Annotated in this window: 16 protein-coding genes and 1 CRISPR repeat array; all 16 genes read right to left on the reverse strand. The window is 50.1% G+C overall.

Annotated features, from left to right (window positions below; all coding sequences use genetic code 11):
- The first annotated feature begins 2 nt into the window (after window positions 1-2).
- Window positions 3-302: a CRISPR direct-repeat array (repeat unit 32 nt; unit sequence GTTTCAATCCACGCACCCGTGAAGGGTGCGAC).
- A 174-nt stretch (window positions 303-476) separates the two neighbouring features.
- The 16 genes from cas2 to alr all read right to left on the reverse strand — a co-directional run bounded on the left by cas2 (window position 477) and on the right by alr (window position 17,922).
- Window positions 477-767 (reverse strand): CRISPR-associated endonuclease Cas2, encoded by a 291-nt coding sequence (cas2, locus tag HMPREF1527_RS07725; protein ID WP_016478053.1) that lies wholly within the window; start codon window positions 765-767, stop codon window positions 477-479.
- 2 nt (window positions 768-769) lie between these two features.
- On the reverse strand, window positions 770-1,789 hold the full coding sequence (gene cas1c / locus HMPREF1527_RS07270; protein ID WP_016478054.1) for a type I-C CRISPR-associated endonuclease Cas1c: 1,020 nt from the start codon (window positions 1,787-1,789) through the stop codon (window positions 770-772).
- A 6-nt stretch (window positions 1,790-1,795) separates the two neighbouring features.
- Entirely contained in the window at window positions 1,796-2,419 is a 624-nt protein-coding gene (gene cas4 / locus HMPREF1527_RS07275; protein ID WP_016478055.1) for a CRISPR-associated protein Cas4, read from the reverse strand.
- A gap of 6 nt (window positions 2,420-2,425) precedes the next feature.
- Window positions 2,426-3,340 carry a type I-C CRISPR-associated protein Cas7/Csd2 gene (cas7c, locus tag HMPREF1527_RS07280; protein ID WP_016478056.1) on the reverse strand — a complete coding sequence of 305 codons (915 nt, stop codon included), beginning with the start codon at window positions 3,338-3,340 and terminating at the stop codon, window positions 2,426-2,428.
- Between the two features lie 9 nt (window positions 3,341-3,349).
- Entirely contained in the window at window positions 3,350-5,176 is a 1,827-nt protein-coding gene (cas8c, locus tag HMPREF1527_RS07285) for a type I-C CRISPR-associated protein Cas8c/Csd1 (RefSeq protein WP_016478057.1), read from the reverse strand.
- The gene (gene cas5c / locus HMPREF1527_RS07290; protein ID WP_016478058.1) at window positions 5,173-5,856 is read right to left on the reverse strand and encodes a type I-C CRISPR-associated protein Cas5c; all 684 of its coding nucleotides are present in this window, start codon (window positions 5,854-5,856) and stop codon (window positions 5,173-5,175) included. Before cas5c ends, cas8c begins: the two co-directional genes overlap by 4 nt.
- A gap of 54 nt (window positions 5,857-5,910) precedes the next feature.
- On the reverse strand, window positions 5,911-8,382 hold the full coding sequence (locus tag HMPREF1527_RS07295; protein ID WP_016478059.1) for a CRISPR-associated helicase/endonuclease Cas3: 2,472 nt from the start codon (window positions 8,380-8,382) through the stop codon (window positions 5,911-5,913).
- Window positions 8,383-9,043: 661 nt separating this feature from the next.
- Window positions 9,044-9,943, reverse strand: a complete 900-nt coding sequence (gene murQ / locus HMPREF1527_RS07300; protein WP_016478060.1) for an N-acetylmuramic acid 6-phosphate etherase — start codon at window positions 9,941-9,943, stop codon at window positions 9,044-9,046.
- Window positions 9,940-11,103, reverse strand: coding sequence for a MupG family TIM beta-alpha barrel fold protein (locus HMPREF1527_RS07305; protein ID WP_016478061.1), 1,164 nt, complete (start codon window positions 11,101-11,103; stop codon window positions 9,940-9,942). The genes murQ and HMPREF1527_RS07305 overlap by 4 nt, the downstream gene beginning before the upstream one ends.
- Before the next feature lie 128 nt (window positions 11,104-11,231).
- Window positions 11,232-12,737: a PTS transporter subunit EIIC gene (locus HMPREF1527_RS07310; protein WP_016478062.1), complete on the reverse strand. Its 1,506-nt coding sequence runs from the start codon at window positions 12,735-12,737 to the stop codon at window positions 11,232-11,234.
- A gap of 61 nt (window positions 12,738-12,798) precedes the next feature.
- On the reverse strand, window positions 12,799-13,785 hold the full coding sequence (locus tag HMPREF1527_RS07315; RefSeq protein ID WP_016478063.1) for a MurR/RpiR family transcriptional regulator: 987 nt from the start codon (window positions 13,783-13,785) through the stop codon (window positions 12,799-12,801).
- Between the two features lie 387 nt (window positions 13,786-14,172).
- On the reverse strand, window positions 14,173-14,472 hold the full coding sequence (locus HMPREF1527_RS07320; protein ID WP_198009262.1) for an STAS-like domain-containing protein: 300 nt from the start codon (window positions 14,470-14,472) through the stop codon (window positions 14,173-14,175).
- 83 nt (window positions 14,473-14,555) lie between these two features.
- A complete protein-coding gene (locus tag HMPREF1527_RS07325) occupies window positions 14,556-15,527 on the reverse strand; it encodes an ATP-binding protein (RefSeq protein WP_016478065.1) in 972 nt (323 codons plus the stop codon).
- Complete coding sequence (gene tsaE, locus HMPREF1527_RS07330) at window positions 15,524-16,087, reverse strand: tRNA (adenosine(37)-N6)-threonylcarbamoyltransferase complex ATPase subunit type 1 TsaE (protein ID WP_016478066.1); 564 nt, start codon at window positions 16,085-16,087, stop codon at window positions 15,524-15,526. The genes HMPREF1527_RS07325 and tsaE overlap by 4 nt, the downstream gene beginning before the upstream one ends.
- Complete coding sequence (locus tag HMPREF1527_RS07335) at window positions 16,080-16,685, reverse strand: uracil-DNA glycosylase family protein (protein WP_016478067.1); 606 nt, start codon at window positions 16,683-16,685, stop codon at window positions 16,080-16,082. Before HMPREF1527_RS07335 ends, tsaE begins: the two co-directional genes overlap by 8 nt.
- 85 nt (window positions 16,686-16,770) lie before the next feature.
- Window positions 16,771-17,922, reverse strand: a complete 1,152-nt coding sequence (gene alr, locus HMPREF1527_RS07340; protein WP_016478068.1) for an alanine racemase — start codon at window positions 17,920-17,922, stop codon at window positions 16,771-16,773.
- Between the last annotated feature and the right edge of the window lie 4 nt (window positions 17,923-17,926).

Raw genomic sequence — 17,926 nt, forward strand, 5'->3', positions numbered from 1 at the left:
GCGTTTCAATCCACGCACCCGTGAAGGGTGCGACAACGGCACTGTTACCGGCATAGGCACCGATAACGTGTTTCAATCCACGCACCCGTGAAGGGTGCGACGTCGCGTACGGTGACCATCGAGTGCGAGGTTCAGGGGTTTCAATCCACGCACCCGTGAAGGGTGCGACTTTATCGGTACTATTTTCAAAGTCGAAAATAGCAGTTTCAATCCACGCACCCGTGAAGGGTGCGACCCGAGAGCCACAATGCAACTCACTACGCTTTGATGGTTTCAATCCACGCACCCGTGAAGGGTGCGACTGTCACTTTATGCATTATTTTGCATTGACATCTCTATTTTATACTTTCTGGAGGCTTTTGGAATTTTGGTAACCAAAATAAATCTGTTTTGGTTATAAATACCCCCCCCCCAAAGACTGCGCGAATCTCCCGTATATAATCCATTGCTCACGGTTCGCGCACACAATTAGTATCTTAAATGCATAAAATCCCCTCGGGATCATAAGAACTTTTAGCACCTACATGATCAACTCGGTTTTTCCATTGCTTGCCTAAATTATAGAACCGTAAACTATCCTTTTCTTTGTCGATAATTCTAACAAGCTCATGTTTCATACTTTCATATTGACTGGGGTCAACTAGACATTCAAATACAGAGTATTGAACTCTTTGCCCGTATTGCATACAAACTTTCGCGACTCGCCGCAAACGTCTTGCTCCATTAACATCTCCACTTGCAACATCATAGGTCACCAAAACATACACAATTACCTCCAAAAAAATGCAGGATAATCGCTAAGATCTCCTCTTAGATACCGAGAAAATAACTGAGCTTGAACGAACGGAACAAGACCCAAAGGCATTTTTTCTTTTAAAAACGGATGAATAATCTGACTCTGTTTCTTTTGCTGCCAGTAACCTATCGCTTTCTTGAGCGAAGCATCTTTGAAGAAGAACCCTTGGGATTGAGTGAGAAAATCTGTTTCAGAAAGCTGCTTCCGGTTGAACAATGAGAGGACAAATCGATCTACCATGGGAGCGCGTAGCTCTTCAATAAGATCAAGAGCGAGACTTGCTCTTCCAGGTCGGCAGGCATGCAAATACCCCATTTGTGGATCAAGGCCAACAGATTCACAAGCAGACAATAGCTCTCGGCTTAACATTGTATAAAAAAATGAAAGAACAGCATTGACGGGATCTTTAGGTGGTCGCTTCTTCCGGCCTGAAAAAATTATATTTTCACAGCGCAAGGCCCCACCTAATGCTGAGTAGTAAAGATGAGCGGCATTGCCTTCAACACCTCTCAGCTCATCAAGATTATTGCAATAGAATATTTCTTTTTTACTATTTTCCAGTGCATCGACAATTCGGTCTACGCCAATATCTTTCATATCTGAATAGTCGCGGGCATAGTGCTGAAGTACTAGTCTTGCGTTATGAATTTTCGCACTAACAAAACGCTTTGCAATCGAAAGGCATGCCGATGAATCCATTGAGAGCCTATATTGTTCTCTTCTGAGCAAGACATTGCCAGATGTTGGACCGTTCACATGAGCTTGGAACCTTCCTCTTTCATCTAGGATAGAAACAGAAATTCCATGCATCGCACAGGCTCCAAGTACAGAGGTGCTGCAGCCGACATGTCCAAACAGAACAACTCCTTCAAGAAGATGAAAAGGTACACTCATTATTTTCTTCTGATCAACATATACAGCAAGAGCATCATCTTTTTTTCGAAGGTAGGCATCAGGGTTTGTTAGATAAAGCGTATTTAAAAGTCTTTTCATCTCAGTTTACTGCCTCCTGTCAAATTGCATCCAATACTCTTCTATTGCAAAATTACTTATTTTAGGAAGACATTCATCAGCGAGTGAACAACGGCAACATTTTGGGCCTATCTTAGCTTGAGGAGTTTTCTCTGCCTCAAAAAGATTGTGCATATGTTCTGCAAGTTCCTTTACCTCACTCCTAAGTTTTTCATTCACCTCTATATATTCTCTTCTTCGCGTCTCTCCATAAAAAAGAGAAGCCGTAGTAATAGTCTTTCCGTGCATCTCCTCAAGACATAAGACTTGTGCTGTTGCTTGAATCCTATCCCAATCCTCCACTTTCGGTTTTCCTACCTTATATTCAATAGGTCGAATATAAGAATCGGCGCCGCCAACACCGTATTCCACAATGTCAGCGACACCATATAGCCCAAGTGAATAACTTACAAGATGAACCCCACGTTCAGCTCTTACGCCATCAACACAAGAATATCCTGCCATATCCACACGCTCATGAAAGTAATTACCACGTACCGTGTCGATACTATCTTTCCAAATCTTCTCTAAATGAATGAGAGCCCATTGACGTTCACAATATGCCAGATGCTGTAAGCCTGAGAGAGCCAGCAGCTCGTCCTCGGTGTACATGACAGCCTATATGGAAGGCGCTATATAGTCGTAAATCTCCACCTCAATGCCGGGCATTTCCTCTTCAGAAACCTTAATCTCGTAGTCTTCAAATTTTCTTGGTTCTTGATTGGCAGGAATCTTCTTCTCAACCTGCACCATATCAAAAAGTGTATGGGCAGGAGCATTGCCAAGTTTGCTCTCATGCTTGAAGACTACAAGCTTACGCGATGTCATAAGGCCACGAGCAGCGCTGCGATCGCTCTCGAACATGTTCATGAAAGCCTCCCACAGAAGGTCGAGGTCAGCCTGGCAAAAACTAGATTTCTCGGCAAGGAAGGCAGAAACGAATCCCTCTATTCGATAAAGACCGTAGGGCACGTACTGCTTACGACCCATAGTCTTATTGTCCTTATCTTCCTTGGCTTCCGTTGCGGCCATTCGCGTGATGCTCATCTCAAGCGGCACGACTGGATCGATGGACTCGCCGAAACACAACTGCACGGGACCACGCACCTGGCCGCAGTTAACACCCGTTGTCATAACCGCACCAAAGGTCCTGATGTCGAAGAAGTTGTTGCACATGAATCTGGTGACCTTCAGCTGCTCCTCGACCTTCTTGGGCAGCTTCTTTTTTTGCGGCGTCAAATTGTAATGCCTATACGCTCTAAGATTGCGCTCGTTGAGAACAGCACCCTCCTGCACGTAAATCTTGTAGCCCAACTCTCCCTCATTAGTGTCCGGATCGTCTATGGCCTCTCCCTTTATAAGATTGACGTAATTGCGAATCTTACGCTTGATGCATACATCGGAAATAATCCCACGCGAGGTATCAGGATCGATGCGCGGGAGATTTCCTGCATCGGGGTCACCATTGGGGTTGCCGTTTTTGACATCACAGAAGAAGACGAAATCGTAACGGTTCTTGATAGGTTCTGCCATGATATTCTCCTAATTCTCACTGAGTCTACTGTCTGCAGTTTCATTGGATTCACTACCATTTTGTTTGTGTGAAGTCCAGAGATCTACGCGCTCTTGGTAGTACCCGATAAAGAACTCACCCTGATCCTCCATGGAGAGCGTCCCTGGATAGGGATTATCTGAGAGCTTCTTTCCCACTATCTCGTCAAGTTCCTTTTCAAGGATAACATTCAATCCTGGCTTCTTCTTGCGCAAATCGCTTAGGTGGTTCTGGCAACCATGCATGAGCGTCGGCATCACACGAGCCGGCGTAACTGATGCGGAACCTATATACTTATCCCGGATGGTTGCATTGGTGGTTCCCAACGCCTCCGACTGCGCTCTTTCCATCACGGCAAACAATCTACCAAGAAGGTACCCTACGTTGTTGTTGTCTCTATTTAAAGCCACGTCAATCTCGCTTTCTCTTATTGATGGAATTCCCGAAACACGCCGCGTGCGGACAAGGCAAGCTTTGATGAGCGATGCACGCTGACCTATGTCCCAACTGTTGTTTGACCCATGGTCTGCCCGCATGCGCGAGAGCAAAGTGCTGAGCAACGAACGGGGAAACCTGCCGCCAGTGAGCATCGCCTGCACACAAGGGTTCACAAGTGTGGAGGGGATATTCTCGTACTTTCTCTGAACGGCACATTGTCTGATGAGTTGAAACAGCGAAGTCTCCCGCACGCCTACCATCTCAATATCCCGCAGGTATTGGCCATAGTGCTCAGCCACTTCTCCAAGTGTGGCAGTCTCAAAGAACCGAACAGAAAGTCGCGCAGCGTTGGGAGATATGCCCAATACGTAGTAACGCACGTCAGGATTAAAGCTCATACTAAAAGGACGTCCGTTTTTGATACCTTCAATTGCATTACGGACACGATCAACAATTGCCGAGTCCTCAGCGACCTTATTTCCGTCGTTCCCACCAAGGAAATGCGTGAGCAGGCTGTCCTCGTCAGGCGATGGCCTGTCGCTCCAGAACGTAAAGGTAGTATCGCCCAAGTGAACCTTGCGTTCTGGGTCAGAGAGCAGCATCTTGAGGGCTGTACCCGCTCCAAAGGCAACCCGCTCTGAAACCGAGGCATTGTAGGCTTGGGTCTTGCCGTAGGAATTGAACGAATCACAGTTGAACGAAATGAGAGAGGCGCCGGAAGACTGCGCACCAGCAAAGCCTGTCACTGGCAAAAAGACACGGGCTAACATAGCTTTCTCACTCGTGACAGAGCACTGACCGGAGGTGCTGCTTTCGGGGTTTTCTGTACGATAACGATTCCAAGCATCAATCACAGACGGACGTTCATGAGCAAAAAATCCTTCTCCTGCAAAGTTCTCGACATAAAAAACAAGAAGGTTGCTTTTATTGTTTGCCTGTTTGAAAGACAGGATATCTTCTAATCGCCCTACATCCCACTGTCCCATCGGAAGACTTTGTGAGAAGAACTTGCGCACTGCGTCTGCAACGAAATCATCGCAGTGTTTGAGCACATTCTCGTGTAGCTCGCGCGATTTATTGCGCTTCTCGGTGCTACCTAGTCCAAACAGATACTCTGCCGTATCACAAAGAAAATAGGGTCTGACATTTGAGCTCCGTCGTTCGTTTAATGGTCGTGGAACGAGCATAACTGTATGCTCGTTGTCATTCTTGCTCCCTCCTTGTGACAAAGAGAGGATATTCTTCAGCTCACCATTTTCCGAAAGGACAATCTCCCAGAACACTTTCTCAGCGCTCATGCCTTCGGGTGGTGTTTGTCCGGATTTTTTTGGGTCGGCAGCATAGCGCTCGTAGAGGTCGTAAAGGTCCCTGATAATCATCCAATCACCTCTCGCGCAGCTGTGGAGACGTCGATGACGCCGCCTCTCATGACGGCACGGAAGAACTTAGGCTCAGGGTGCTCCATATCCGCAAAGTCCAAATCGTAGAGCATAAAACCAAGGTCCTTCTCAGAAACTCCTGCATATGCGGAGAGAGGAACGTTCTCCCCCTCCTCAACTAATGAAACTTCTGCGGAGAACTCCCTGCACCCAAGATAAGGCTGATTGAAGCACTGACCCTTGCGCAGGCGCCGCAGGACAATGTTGTAGTGCTTCTCAACCGTATCGTCCTCACCCACGCGGTTAGTCAAATCGAAGTGGGCATTGACGACATATGCAACGTCCCGTAACAGCAAAGTTGCGCGCTGCTGGCGGTCTGTCGATACGGTTTCATAGAGGGGCAGGTTTTTACCTCCCTCGATTGACTTAGCGCCCGCCGATCCACTGTAGGGAAGTTTACTTCCCACCTCGTTGCGGCGAAACGTCTCGAAGCGAATCTTGTTGAGCACCTCAATGCTATCAATGTGCCATGTGATTGCTGGTTTCCAATACACGGCCTCTAGGATTCCACGTGCCGCCGATGGCGTCATCACGTCATAGCTAACGCGCTCCGCCTTCATCTCGGGACGCGTGAAGCATGCGCGTGGTCCTTTTACCAGCATCTTTATGCCATATCCCATGTATCTCCTCCTTTCCTTGAATAGCTTTGTCCCAATCGTAATGCACGAGGTGCGTCATAGTACCATCACATTGAGTACCTCCTCATCCGGTGGGAGAAGACCCGTCTCTTCGCTGTAGACTGTACGGCAGTCGTCCTCCATGCGCAGCACGTTTACAAGACCCAGGTGTTCGATGAGTCCCTCTTGCTCTAACTCGCGCATGAGCTGAGGGTATACGCTTACGCTATAAGGCTGCAGCTGTCGTATAAGGGACGCCTCTTCACGAAAGGCCTCATGAGAGTGCAGGCGACTAAACAACTTCATACCCTTTTCATTCCAAGGGACGAAGACGGATTCACCTGAGTCTTCTATGACCCTATAGGTACGAGCGTACATCTCAAAGTCGTAGCAATAGTCCATGTAGCGCGATAGGAGACCCTTACTGAACGAAAGATGTTTCTGGTCAGACATGTCCTCGTAGAGTCCCGAGGAACCGTACTTCCTATGGCCCTTTCCGTCGTCTCCCACTATACATTTAGCATCAAGGCCTTCGGTCTGATAGCAACGCCTAAAGTAGAGGTCGACCGTATTCGCGTCAATGCCTAAGCCATCTACATTGAGCAGCTCAGATGCAATCGAGCGTGTCTTTCCCAGGAAAGAGCGCGTTCCTGACCGTACGAAAGCCTCATCCCTCTCGGCGAACTCGAAGATAAAAACATCTCCCGGAACCTTCTCGCCTACCTCATCGGTGCGTCCTCCATTGCGGTTACAGCGTCCCGCCGCCTGCACGATAGAATCCAGTCCAGCCATCTCGCGCCAGACGATAGGGAAATCGACATCCACACCCGCTTCTATAAGCTGGGTTGATATGACTACGCATCGTTTCCCTGCATCAAGCCGATTTCGTATCTTTGCAATCATCTGTGATCTGTGCACTGGAATCATGTGTGCGCTCAGATGAAAGAAACCTTCTTCATAAGGCTCTCTATTGTCCTCGATCAAAGCGCTCTCGCGCGCTCGGGCCACCACGTCGCGATAGAGAGTAAGCGCCTCAGCTTTCTTGCCAACAACACATAGTGCTTGATGCAATTGTATGAGTTTATCCACCAAGTCCTTTTCTAGAATCTCGCCCACTATCTGGTAGTGGACTCGTCCATCAAACGCCTTTGAGAATAGTTCCTCGTGTGCGCGACACAGTTCATGGGGGCAAGAGCCGAACGGCCACTCGTTTTGCACGGCTGGCTGCGTCGCTGTACAGAGCACGATGCTCGCACCGAAGTCGAGTGCCAATTCCTCGAGTGCCGCAAGCGTCGGGTGTATGAGCTCGATTGGTATGGTCTGTGCCTCGTCAAGTACGATAACGCTATTCGCAATGTTGTGCAGCTTGCGGCATTTTCCTGGCTTGTTTGAGAACAACGACTCCAGCAGCTGAACATTCGTAGTAACCACGATGGGCGCATCCCAATTCTGTACGGCAAGCCGCTCGTATTCGCGTCCTTCCTTCGCCGCTTCCTCAAAGTCGTAATTCGAGTGATGCTCAAGAACGTTATCAGCACCAAAAATATCCCTAAAAATAGTGGCGCTCTGCTCGACGATGGACGTAAAGGGGATGGCATAGATGACACGCTCGAGATCGTTCTCCGCCGCATGACGCAAGGCGAACTCCATAGACGAAAGCGTCTTACCACCGCCGGTCGGCACCGTGAGGGTGAAAAGGCCAGGCTTGGATACCGCTCCCTCTCTGCAATCGGCAAGAACGGCAGCACGTGCTTCGTTGACCGGCGTGTTCCCAGCCTTACCCGCCAGCCTCTCGAGATGATTTTCGAGTCTATCGAGCAACATGGGAATGGAGTCGTAGTCATGCCCCCTCTTCTCCGCCACCTCAGGGCTCATAAAGCTCTCCGTGTCAATCCAATCGGCATCGACAAGACACGAGAACAGCATGCGCGTCAGAGCCTGCCCCGAAAAGGATAGATGTTGCTGGAAGATTTGTCGCACCGCATTATCTTGCAGGGCTTCAGGGGATGATCTCATGATGCGGGAAAGCATCGTTGGTTCAAGGTCAACTCGATCCGGGGGGACAACATCAGGAAACTCATCTATCATGACATAGTACGGACTGTAGTCATCAATGGCTTTTCCTGGGGAAGGTGGGGTGCCAAGGCGCTCTATCCTATTCTCCATATCGATAGAGGTCTTCATACCGCCATGATGTCCTAGGATTGCATAAGCCAAAAGTTCGCCCACATAGGCCCCACTACCACATGCGTCATCTTTATCACCTCGGCCGCCATAGAGCTCAAGCGCACGTTTCGCACCAAACGCCGCATGATCTACGCTTACAGGCCTGTTGTGCAGGCGCTCATTCTGGAACCTGTCGCATGACTTACCCGCGTCATGCAAGAGGCCGAGTGCACGACCCCATTGCTCGTAGCCAAACGTGGATGCAAATTCGGCGCTCAGTTCCGACACGTTTACCAGATGCTCAGACAGAGGCTGCCATTCAGCTTCATCCTCGTCTTTTGAATGTGCCCACAGAATACTCATAGTGCCCCTCATTTTGTTAGTTATACGGCCGCACTTTATTAAACTCTCTCCTATAAGAATCTTGTTCTATTTATACGTCATCATCTTCTCTTTGTTCTTGAATCCTTTGTAATATCCTGCAAGCGGTATAATTAGCGATGCAAATGCCTTGAAAAAAATAAAGGCCTGTCAAAATTTCCTTTGGTGTCGAAGCACAATCGAAAATAAGATTCAAAAAAACCATCGATATATCCTCTCTGCGAATCAAGAAAGTATCGCAAGAAGGATAGTGCTGCTAAAAGTGGTGCTGGGAGTGCAAGAAGCACTGCAAACTGGGCGTCTCCTCCAGCGTTGCCGACCAAAACGGTAGTACCACCCCACCAAAGAGCACGGGCCGTGGTGGTAAAGACGAATGGAGTGACAAGCATTAGATTTAAAAACAATGGGAGCACCGAAGATAATAGGCTCATTTGATATTAAAGACTGCCGGAAAGACGGCAATTCATCCCAGATATTTTGCATACTTCGACTTACACGCGGCAACAAAAAGAATAGTAAGTCCGATAGTCGTATTAGCACCGCCAATAAAAATGAACCACAGATAGAAAAGTCTCGCAATGATTGAAGAAATTATCTTGGTACGAGAAGAACTTTCTCGCCTTAAACAACGCGACCACACAAACTAAGTATCTGCGATAGCCTCACGGACGTGCCCGCGAGCAGCCTGAAGCCGAGAGCGTGCCTCATCAGCGTTCACCTGCGCTAGCAGCATAACCACCGCGCATTTAACGTCCTCGTCCGCGAGACGCAAGGTCTTGTCGGCGTCCTGCAAAGAGCAGCCCGTAGCTTCGCACACAATATTGCGCGCGCGGCTTACCAGTTTTTCGTTCGTCTGCTGCACGTCAACCATGAGGTTTTGGTACACCTTGCCGATGCCCACCATAGCGCCTGTTGAAATCATGTTGAGAATTAACTTCTCCGCGGTGCCCGCCTTCAGACGCGTTGAGCCCGTCAGCACCTCTGGACCCGGCTCGGCCTCTATGGCAAGCTGAGCCACAGCTCCCGCCTCAGAACCCTTATTCGCGGTAACGGCAATCGTCTTACACCCGAGGGCGTTCGCGTAAGCAAGGCCGCCGATGACATAGGGAGTGCGGCCAGAAGCAGCCAGGCCAACAGCTAAATCTTTCTCGCAAAGGCCAATATCCTTAAGTTCCTCGACGCATAGCGTCTGACTGTCTTCCGCGCCTTCAATCGCTCTCACAAAGGCCTTCTCGCCACCAGCAATAAGACCGACAACCACACCGGGATCAACCCCGAAAGTTGGCGGGCACTCTACCGCGTCAAGCACGCCCAGGCGCCCTGAGGTCCCCGCGCCAAAGTAGATGACGCGCCCGCCCGCCTCAAGCGCTTCTTTCGCCCATGTAATCGCTTGCGCTACCTGCAGAAGCACTTCTCCAACAGCGTCGGCGACCTTATGATCTTCTTCATTCATCACCCGAGCAATCTCAAGCGGCGTCATTTGATCAAGCTGCATCGTATGGGCGTTTCGGCTCTCGGTTTTGAATTTGTCCAACTTGATCATGCAAAACTCCACTTCTCAAGCGTAAAGCCTCTGCCGGTATGAATGTACGACAGCAGCGGAATGTCCGACGCGGTGACACGCCCCACTACGGCGTCTCGCGGGTCAAGCGGGAGCTCTTTTTTCGTGATGGAGACTTCCCCGACGTAGCGACCGTACTCCGCGGCGCTTACCAGTATCGTTCCTACGGGAAGCAAGGCTCCCTTCTCGGCGGTGAACGGCGCCGTGGTGGCAACCGGCGATGACGCGGCAGCCACTGGCGGCGTAGCAACACACGGCGCGGCAACGGGCCCCTCCGTAGCGGCAGGCGTTGCCTCAACAACAGACGCGTCAGTCCACAGGCGCGACTCCTGCGAGCGGATAAGGTAGTCGGATGAGTCCACTCTATCGTGCTGCACCCGGCCGTACAGATAGTCGTATGTATCGTCCAGCTCTACCCGCAAAGGAACATGTCCCTCACTAAACGCTCGCAGCCACTTCCAAACACCCTCAGAGGCGCTAATGTCGCCGATAAAAACAACGTCAGTTTGGGCGTCATAGAGCTCAAGGGCATCGCGAGCGAGAAGAACTCCGGTATGGTCGCGATGCTCCTCAACAGTAGGAAGGCCTTCAAAAAGCGGACAGCGCTTCTCAGCGTCTCCCGGTATGAACGCAAGAGTTTGGAAACCCAAGCTCTTGAGGCGAGCATTACTGCGCGCAACACGTTCTATGGAAAGGCCAGTATATCGTTTGGGATAGTAATTGTGGCAGGCCGCGAAACGAGAAAAATCAGCCCCCGCTTCCTGCCAGACGCGGATGACGTCCTCCGTGATAGTTGACGCGTTGAAGACTACATGAAACACCCTAGAGAGCTCGATGATCCGTTGAGCGTCAAAGCCATAATCAAGACGCACATAATCAATTCCGAAGTCAGCGAGTTCTTCAAGACGAGAAACACCCAGTTTCTCCAAGGTATGAGGAGATACGTCGGCGATTAGGTGGACGCCCTTCTCGCCACAAAACCTGATGAGGTCACGGGCATCTCTTTGATACTCTGCGCTTGTTTCTTCAGGAATGTGCAGCGAAGTAAAGGTGTAGCGAGCACCGGCCTCATATGCTTTTTTCAGCATGCACGCATTCTTTTCAAATCCGCTGCCAACATAGAGAGACACTCCCGTAAACATACGCCTCACATCCTTTCTGCAACATGCCTCAATCCCCCGCCTGCAACGACGGGAGATTGAAGTCAGAATCAAGCCAAACGAGAATCAAATCGAATTAAAGCCAAGGTGCAGACAGGGCCAAACGGCCGTTACTCACCAAAGACATCGTTAATACGGTCTTCGTCAACGCCAAAGAAATACGTCAGGACAAAGCCGGCGACATAGGCCGCAAGCATAGCGATAACGTAGAAGCCCTGCGTGCCAGGCTGCACGATGAGCAGGCCAAAGAGACCGGATACGCCCTGCGAAACTGTACCAAGATGGAAGAGCCACGCGAGGATAGAGCCGACACCAGCGCCAAGGCAGGCCGTGATAAAGGGCCTGCCTAAAGGAAGTGTTACCGCATACATCAAAGGTTCACCGATACCAAGCACGCCAACAGGTATGGATTCAGTCAAGAACCGCTTAACGTGAGTGTTCTTCGTCTTAACAAGAATGGCGAGACCCGCGCCAACTTGTCCGCCGCCAGCCATCATAAGGATAGGCAGCAAATAGTTCACTCCCTGCGTAGGACCAGACGGATCATTGAGCATGACGTGGATTGGCGTCAACGCCTGATGCAAGCCAACGGAAACGAGCGGCAGGAAGGTTGAGCCCAACAGGTAGGCTCCGAAGACGCCGAGCTTATCGTAGAAGAACTGAAGGATAAAAAAGATCGCTTGCGTAAGGAATGCGCCGAGGGGCTGCAGCACCAAAACAGCCACGATAGAGCCGACAATGACTGTGCAGAGCGGTGTTAAGAAGGTATCCAGAACGCTCGGCATAATCTTGCGGAAGTTCTTCTCAAGCCAAGCAAAGAATATAGCACAGATAAGCGCGCCGAGAAGACCTCCTGCGGCGGCATTGAAGACATTCGAAGTCGTCACCGAGAACACGCCTTCAGCGAACTTCACTGACGGAAGGGCAAATGGCAAGTGAACTAGGTCCACGCCTTCCGTATTTTTGGCTAGAAGCGGCATACCCGCATTGGCAATGGAGAGCGCCGCCGCCATGGCACCGAGTACGGCCGACCCGCCAAACTCCTTCGCGGCATTCATTCCTACAAGAATCGGAAGGTAGGCAAAGAGCGCCCAACCCATCGTGCGAATGGTCTGGTACCACCAGGCTGTAGCAAACGCGTTGTGCGTGCCAACATTGATGACGTTACAGAGGCCGTTGATAAGGCCGGCCGCAATAATGCCCGGCAGAAGTGGCACAAAGATATTGGCAATCCTTTTCAGGAAGCGCTGCACGGGCTTATCGTACTTGGCCTTCTGAGTTGATTTGTTGCTCTTGGCAACCTCAGCCGCACTCTCGCCCGATGGCTCTTTGCTCAAGGCGCTCTGGTCTAGAACATCCCCAGCTTTGATGCCGGTCAATGCGGAAAATTCAGCAATGACTTTGTTGACCACGCCGGGACCGAGTACAACCTCAAGCCTGTCGCCTTCTTCCACGAGACCCATGACACCGTCAAGCGCCTTGAGGCTATTCGCGTCGACTTTTGAGGGATCGGCAACCTTGATGCGCAGCCGTGTCATGCACACCATGTTACCCAGGACGTTTTCCTTGCCACCAACGGCGGTAAGGATAGCCCCTGCAAACGTACTGTAATCCATATGCTTCCCTTCTCTCGTGATTGCCACCGAGGTTTTCCTATACGACAATGAACGACTCTCTCTATGTACCTTCTAACGTTGCGGCGTCTTCGCCGGCCGCGGCGTTTGCGCTCGTTGTGGCGTTTGCGCCGATTGCGGCATCCGCATCAGCTGCGACGGTATCGGATTCTGGAGCGGAAGCTGCTGAAGCCTTATTGGAAGGCGCCGTTGACTTCTCGATATAGTTTGACGAGAAGCGCCTGACGCTCTTCTCGTAATTACGATTCACATAGGCGACAAAAAGGGTATCGATAACGTTGAGCTGGGCGATTCTTGACGACATGGCGCCACTTCTCAGCACATGCTCCGTTTCTGCAACCCCAAGAACAAAATCAGCGCGGCGCGCAAGTTCCGAATCCACACCGCTTCTGGTAATCGCTACCAGTTTGGCTCCATTCGCCTTTACAATCCAGGCGCACTCAAGCATTTCGCGCGTGAGTCCCGAGTAGCTGATTACGAGGGCAAGATCTTCTCGCCCCGTGTTCTTCGCATAGAGCAGCTGCGAGTGCAAGTCATCGCAAAGATTGCAAGCGATATTCAGGCGCATGAGTTTAAGCTGCAAGTCATGAGCCACGAGAAGCGACGCACCTACGCCAAAGAGGCAGATAGAGCGCGCCTCCATCATAAGCGACACCACTTCATCAATCGTATCCGCGTCCAAAAGCTGCTTGGTCAGCTCAAGCGACGCGATATTTCTGGATGTTACCTTTTCGATAACGTTCTCGGTTGAGTCGCCTGCGATAACACCGCTCACAGCAATATCATTACTCTTGTCGCTTACCGCGAGCTCGTACACTAAGGCCTGCTGAAATTCTCTGTATCCGGCGCATCCGAGTTTTTTGCAGAGACGGACTACCGTTGACGCGGAGGTATATGTCTGATCCGCAAGTTCATGAATCGACTTACCAGCCGCTTCTCGGGAATTGGAAAGGATGTAGTCAATGATGTCACACTCCGCCGAGCTGGCATGTTGACGGTACTCTTCCAGATGTAAGCGCACTCCCCGCATACGGCCTCCTTTTACTAGCATCTTACTAGCTCACTGTAATTTTGAGCCTTGTATGACTAATTTGTTTCACCATCTGACTAAAAAGCATGACGTATTTTTCGCTCATGCCTCTTTCCAGACCGTTCGCGGACGATTTATCGCTGCTAGTTTGTCATTTCAACAGGCTTTATCAGGGTGCGCACGCTTTTCGCCACCCACCGCCTGTCTGATAAAATTGTTTCAAATAACGTGTAATGAGGCGTCTATAGTGACGTATGTATGCTGGCGTATATATCAGATTCCCCAGAATAACTGAAGCGGTGCTTTCATTTAATCTTTTGATTCGGCTCAAAGAAAACCCCACTCCCAATGCTGCGAGCGGGGTTTCATCTGCTCTTTTAATTAACGCTAACTCCTGCCGAGCGGAGCGACCTTCTCAAGACTTCTTGCGTCAATTGCACTTCTGACAATCGTCGCCCAAAAAGTAGAAATATGAGTAAAGGTAGTCCTTCTCCTTAGCTCATTAAATCCAAGCTCATAAGCTAATCTGCCAAAAACTTCATCAGCAAAAGAACTCGTTATAGTATTCACGCCCTCAAAATCGAACGTGACTACATCTTGAGAGCTACTATCAAAAGCTTGAGAAATCTGACTGAAGGCGCTTCTTCCTGCCGAGCGCGTTACTAAAGAGGTGCCAAAAGTATTCATATGTATAACCATAAAACTCTCCCCTCTGTAACGAACATTATCATATAGCAAAATTAGATGTACACACAAAAATATCTAATTCGTTACCAAAGAGGTCCTTCTTGTGACTTTTCTGAATATATTGCGTCTTTCGAATTATATCTAAATGAGCCTTTTGCTTCATCAGGGAGAAGATCATTCGTTTGAATGTCGATAGTTCTATCTACGGGTATTCTAAATGAGATTATGGTGCCTGGAAAATAAAGGTTAGGTACTTTTTGTATGCCCCGCTGCCTATCGATTTTTATAGAAGATTCATTTGCTATAGCTAAAAGATTCCCGTTAGCAGCTCTTACAAAATTTGAGAGAACTGAAAGTCCTACTCCTCCACTTACCTTCTCACTTCCGTAATCTTCTTTTCCTATCCACTGGCCTGTTTTTCGTTCAAATGCTTTAGCCATCCTATCTTCGGAGGATAGCTTTGCATATATCTGATTCTCCTTCATGCTTGAATCAATGCCTATGCCACCATCAGCAACGCAAACTTCCAAAAATCCCAAATTGGGAAAGTATTGTGCGCCCAATAAACCGCCTATCTTTGATTGCGCATGCATTTCTACATTATCCAAAATCTCACCAATTGAATAATCGATGGCACTTTTGACGCTATCTTGTACTTCAAGCTTTGAAACGATAATATCCATCAACCTATTGACTAAAGAATTGATATCAAAATCATCTTGAATTACTAATAAGGGAAGAAATCTGTTCTTTTCAGCATGACGATTAAAATCTTCGATCTGTTGTAATCCCACATACTTAAAGAAATCCATTCGGGATATATACTGTCGAACATTTTCCTTTATACCATTACTGTCAATGCAATCCTTAAGATTAAATCGCTTTACAAAAATCGCTAAAGCCACAATCTGGCTAATTGAAATAAAGTCGCATTTTGTCCAATCAAACTGAAAATCAATTTCTTCACCCAGGTAAAAATTTGGCTTGGCACACAATGTTACCAGCGAAGACTCATCGCATTGCAATGATGAGGCGCTCACGCGTATACGTTTCATTGTTTGGTGTCCTCATATAAAAACGATTCAACCAACTGCTGACCGCGGGAATCATGCACAACAAAGCGGATCTCTCGCTGAGGCTCACTGTTGCCATCAACGTCGCCACCAGCGCTACCATCACTGACGCTGCTATCGACAGCGCCTCCCTCAAGACGGGAAATGAACACGTCAACACGTTCATCACCAATATCGTCGGCAAACTGCTCACCCCACTCAATAACGGTGGGACCGTCAGATCCAATGGCATCAAAAAGGCCGGTATCTTCAAGCTGGCTGGAATCATTCAGGCGATACAAATCAAAATGGTAGAGCGGCATCGCGCCGCCCTCATACACCATCTCAATAGTAAAGGTAGGGCTCGTCACATCAGCGGCAATACCCATACCCTGCGCGATACCCTTCGTGAACTGCGTCTTTCCTGCTCCAAGATCTCCTGTCAGCACCAGCACATCGCCAGCTGCAAGGAGTTTTCCGCACTTCTCGCCAAGAGCAATGGTCTCGGCCGCGGAAGAAGAAACAAAGACGCCGGGGCTAACCATACGAGGAAGCTTACTCATGCACGACCTCCCCTTGCGGGTGTTCGCGGAGCCATCCGCCCAGAAGACGCAGGTCATCGGCAAGCAGCGTTCCCCAGTCCGGATGGTAGATAGTAGCCGCGGGGTGGAACGTTGGTAATACAACGAAATGACCCGTCTGGTACAGGCGGCCTCGCAGCGACGTCACGCCCTTCTCGGTACGCAAAATAAATTGCGACGCAAAATTACCCAGGCATACAATCGCGTCCGGCCAGATAGCACGAACCTGATTGCGCAGGTACGGAGCGCACGCCTCAATCTCTTCAGGACGAGGGTTTCTATTTGAGGGTGGCCGGCACTTGACCACGTTGGTGATGAAAATATCGTCGCGAGAAAGGCCCGCCGCTGCAAGGTAGCCGTCAAGTTTCTTGCCCGCCGCGCCGATAAACGGTCTTCCGCCAAGATCTTCGTTTCTGCCGGGTCCCTCGCCGATAAACATCACGCGCGCATGAGGATTTCCGTCCCCAAACACGATGGTATTGCGACCCTCGCATAGCTGACAAAGGCGACAATCTCTCATCTGGGCTCGGATTTCTTCGAGCGTAATGGACGGAATGTGTTGAGATGAATTCTCGGGCATCTTTTCAACCAACCATAGTTCTTAGGCAAACGGCCCCACGCTCGCTCCCGCGCCGCGCTCGCCGCGTTGCTCCGCGTACAGTGCACTAAAGGTAAACTTTATCGAGGCGCATTCCAAAATCGCATACGACCTCGTAGTTGATGGTATTACAAAGCTCAGCAATCTCTTCCGCGGAAATAAACTCATCGCCGTCAGCGCCCATGATAGTCACCATATCACCTACGCTGACCTCGTATCCGGGTCGATAAGAACGCGTTCTGTTGACATCAACGGCAAACATGAACTGATCCATGCAAATGTTGCCCACCTGTCGCACGCGCATGCCATCTACCAGCACATCCATGCGATTAGAAAGGCAGCGCGCGAGACCATCGGCATAACCGATAGGCACTGTTGCCACCTGGACGTTCTTCCGCGGAACCCGCCAGGTCAGTCCATACCCCACTCCATCGCCGACGTTGGGATAGACCGCGCGCGACACGCGTCCCCGCACGCTCATCACGGGCTCAAGAGCAATGCGCGGCACGGTGTTTTCCGCAGGATGAAGACCGTACAGGCCAATGCCCACCCGGCACATATCAAACTGAATGTCGGGATGAAGGATGGTGCCGGGGGTATTGTCGGCATGTATCAAACCGGTTTCAAGTCCGGCTTCATGCAGTATCGAAACCGCCTCGGTAAAGCGATTCACCTGCAAGGCGAAATCCCAGTCATCGAGCAAGTCAGCGGTGGCAAAATGCGTGAACGTACCGGCGCATGCAAGACCACGATGGAAATCGATGGCGCGCCGAACCTCAAGAGCTTCTTCTCGCCGCACGCCGATGCGAGTCATGCCGGTATCAAGGGCAAGATGATACTGGCCGACCTTGCCGGCCGCAGAGGACGCCTCCCCGTATTCGAGTGCGAAATCAACCTCGTATATCGCGGGCATCAAGTCAAATGTGACCAGGTCAGCAATGCTCTCCAGAGGCGGCTGGCTGAGCACCAAAATGGGATCTTCAATGCCCGCCTGGCGCAGGGCGATACCTTCGTCAACTGTGGCGACCCCAAATTGATGGGCGCCCGCCTGGCGCAAAGCCTTAGCGCACGCAACGGCTCCGTGACCGTAAGCATCGGCCTTGACGATGGCCATCAGCTTCACACCGCGCGCCATCTGCGCCTGAAACGCCTTCGCATTGTGCTTGAGCGCGCTGAGATCTATCTCGACCCATGCCCACCTGTTATTTGGAAGCGCCATCTTT

This window comes from Atopobium sp. oral taxon 199 str. F0494 (assembly GCF_000411555.1).
In the GTDB taxonomy this organism is placed as follows: Bacteria; Actinomycetota; Coriobacteriia; order Coriobacteriales; family Atopobiaceae; genus Lancefieldella.

Excerpts from the sequence above, each read along its gene's own strand:
- tsaE (WP_016478066.1), bottom strand. The coding sequence starts at position 16,087 with ATGAGTAAGCTTCCTCGTATGGTTAGCCCCGGCGTCTTTGTTTCTTCT.
- HMPREF1527_RS07335 (WP_016478067.1), bottom strand. The coding sequence starts at position 16,685 with ATGCCCGAGAATTCATCTCAACACATTCCGTCCATTACGCTCGAAGAA.
- cas8c (WP_016478057.1), bottom strand. The coding sequence starts at position 5,176 with ATGATTATCAGGGACCTTTACGACCTCTACGAGCGCTATGCTGCCGAC.
- HMPREF1527_RS07315 (WP_016478063.1), bottom strand. The coding sequence starts at position 13,785 with ATGCGGGGAGTGCGCTTACATCTGGAAGAGTACCGTCAACATGCCAGC.
- cas7c (WP_016478056.1), bottom strand. The coding sequence starts at position 3,340 with ATGGCAGAACCTATCAAGAACCGTTACGATTTCGTCTTCTTCTGTGAT.
- HMPREF1527_RS07295 (WP_016478059.1), bottom strand. The coding sequence starts at position 8,382 with ATGAGTATTCTGTGGGCACATTCAAAAGACGAGGATGAAGCTGAATGG.
- alr (WP_016478068.1), bottom strand. The coding sequence starts at position 17,922 with ATGGCGCTTCCAAATAACAGGTGGGCATGGGTCGAGATAGATCTCAGC.
- cas5c (WP_016478058.1), bottom strand. The coding sequence starts at position 5,856 with ATGGGATATGGCATAAAGATGCTGGTAAAAGGACCACGCGCATGCTTC.
- HMPREF1527_RS07325 (WP_016478065.1), bottom strand. The coding sequence starts at position 15,527 with ATGAAACGTATACGCGTGAGCGCCTCATCATTGCAATGCGATGAGTCT.
- cas4 (WP_016478055.1), bottom strand. The coding sequence starts at position 2,419 with ATGTACACCGAGGACGAGCTGCTGGCTCTCTCAGGCTTACAGCATCTG.
- HMPREF1527_RS07320 (WP_198009262.1), bottom strand. The coding sequence starts at position 14,472 with ATGAATACTTTTGGCACCTCTTTAGTAACGCGCTCGGCAGGAAGAAGC.
- cas1c (WP_016478054.1), bottom strand. The coding sequence starts at position 1,789 with ATGAAAAGACTTTTAAATACGCTTTATCTAACAAACCCTGATGCCTAC.
- HMPREF1527_RS07305 (WP_016478061.1), bottom strand. The coding sequence starts at position 11,103 with ATGTTTACGGGAGTGTCTCTCTATGTTGGCAGCGGATTTGAAAAGAAT.
- murQ (WP_016478060.1), bottom strand. The coding sequence starts at position 9,943 with ATGATCAAGTTGGACAAATTCAAAACCGAGAGCCGAAACGCCCATACG.
- HMPREF1527_RS07310 (WP_016478062.1), bottom strand. The coding sequence starts at position 12,737 with ATGGATTACAGTACGTTTGCAGGGGCTATCCTTACCGCCGTTGGTGGC.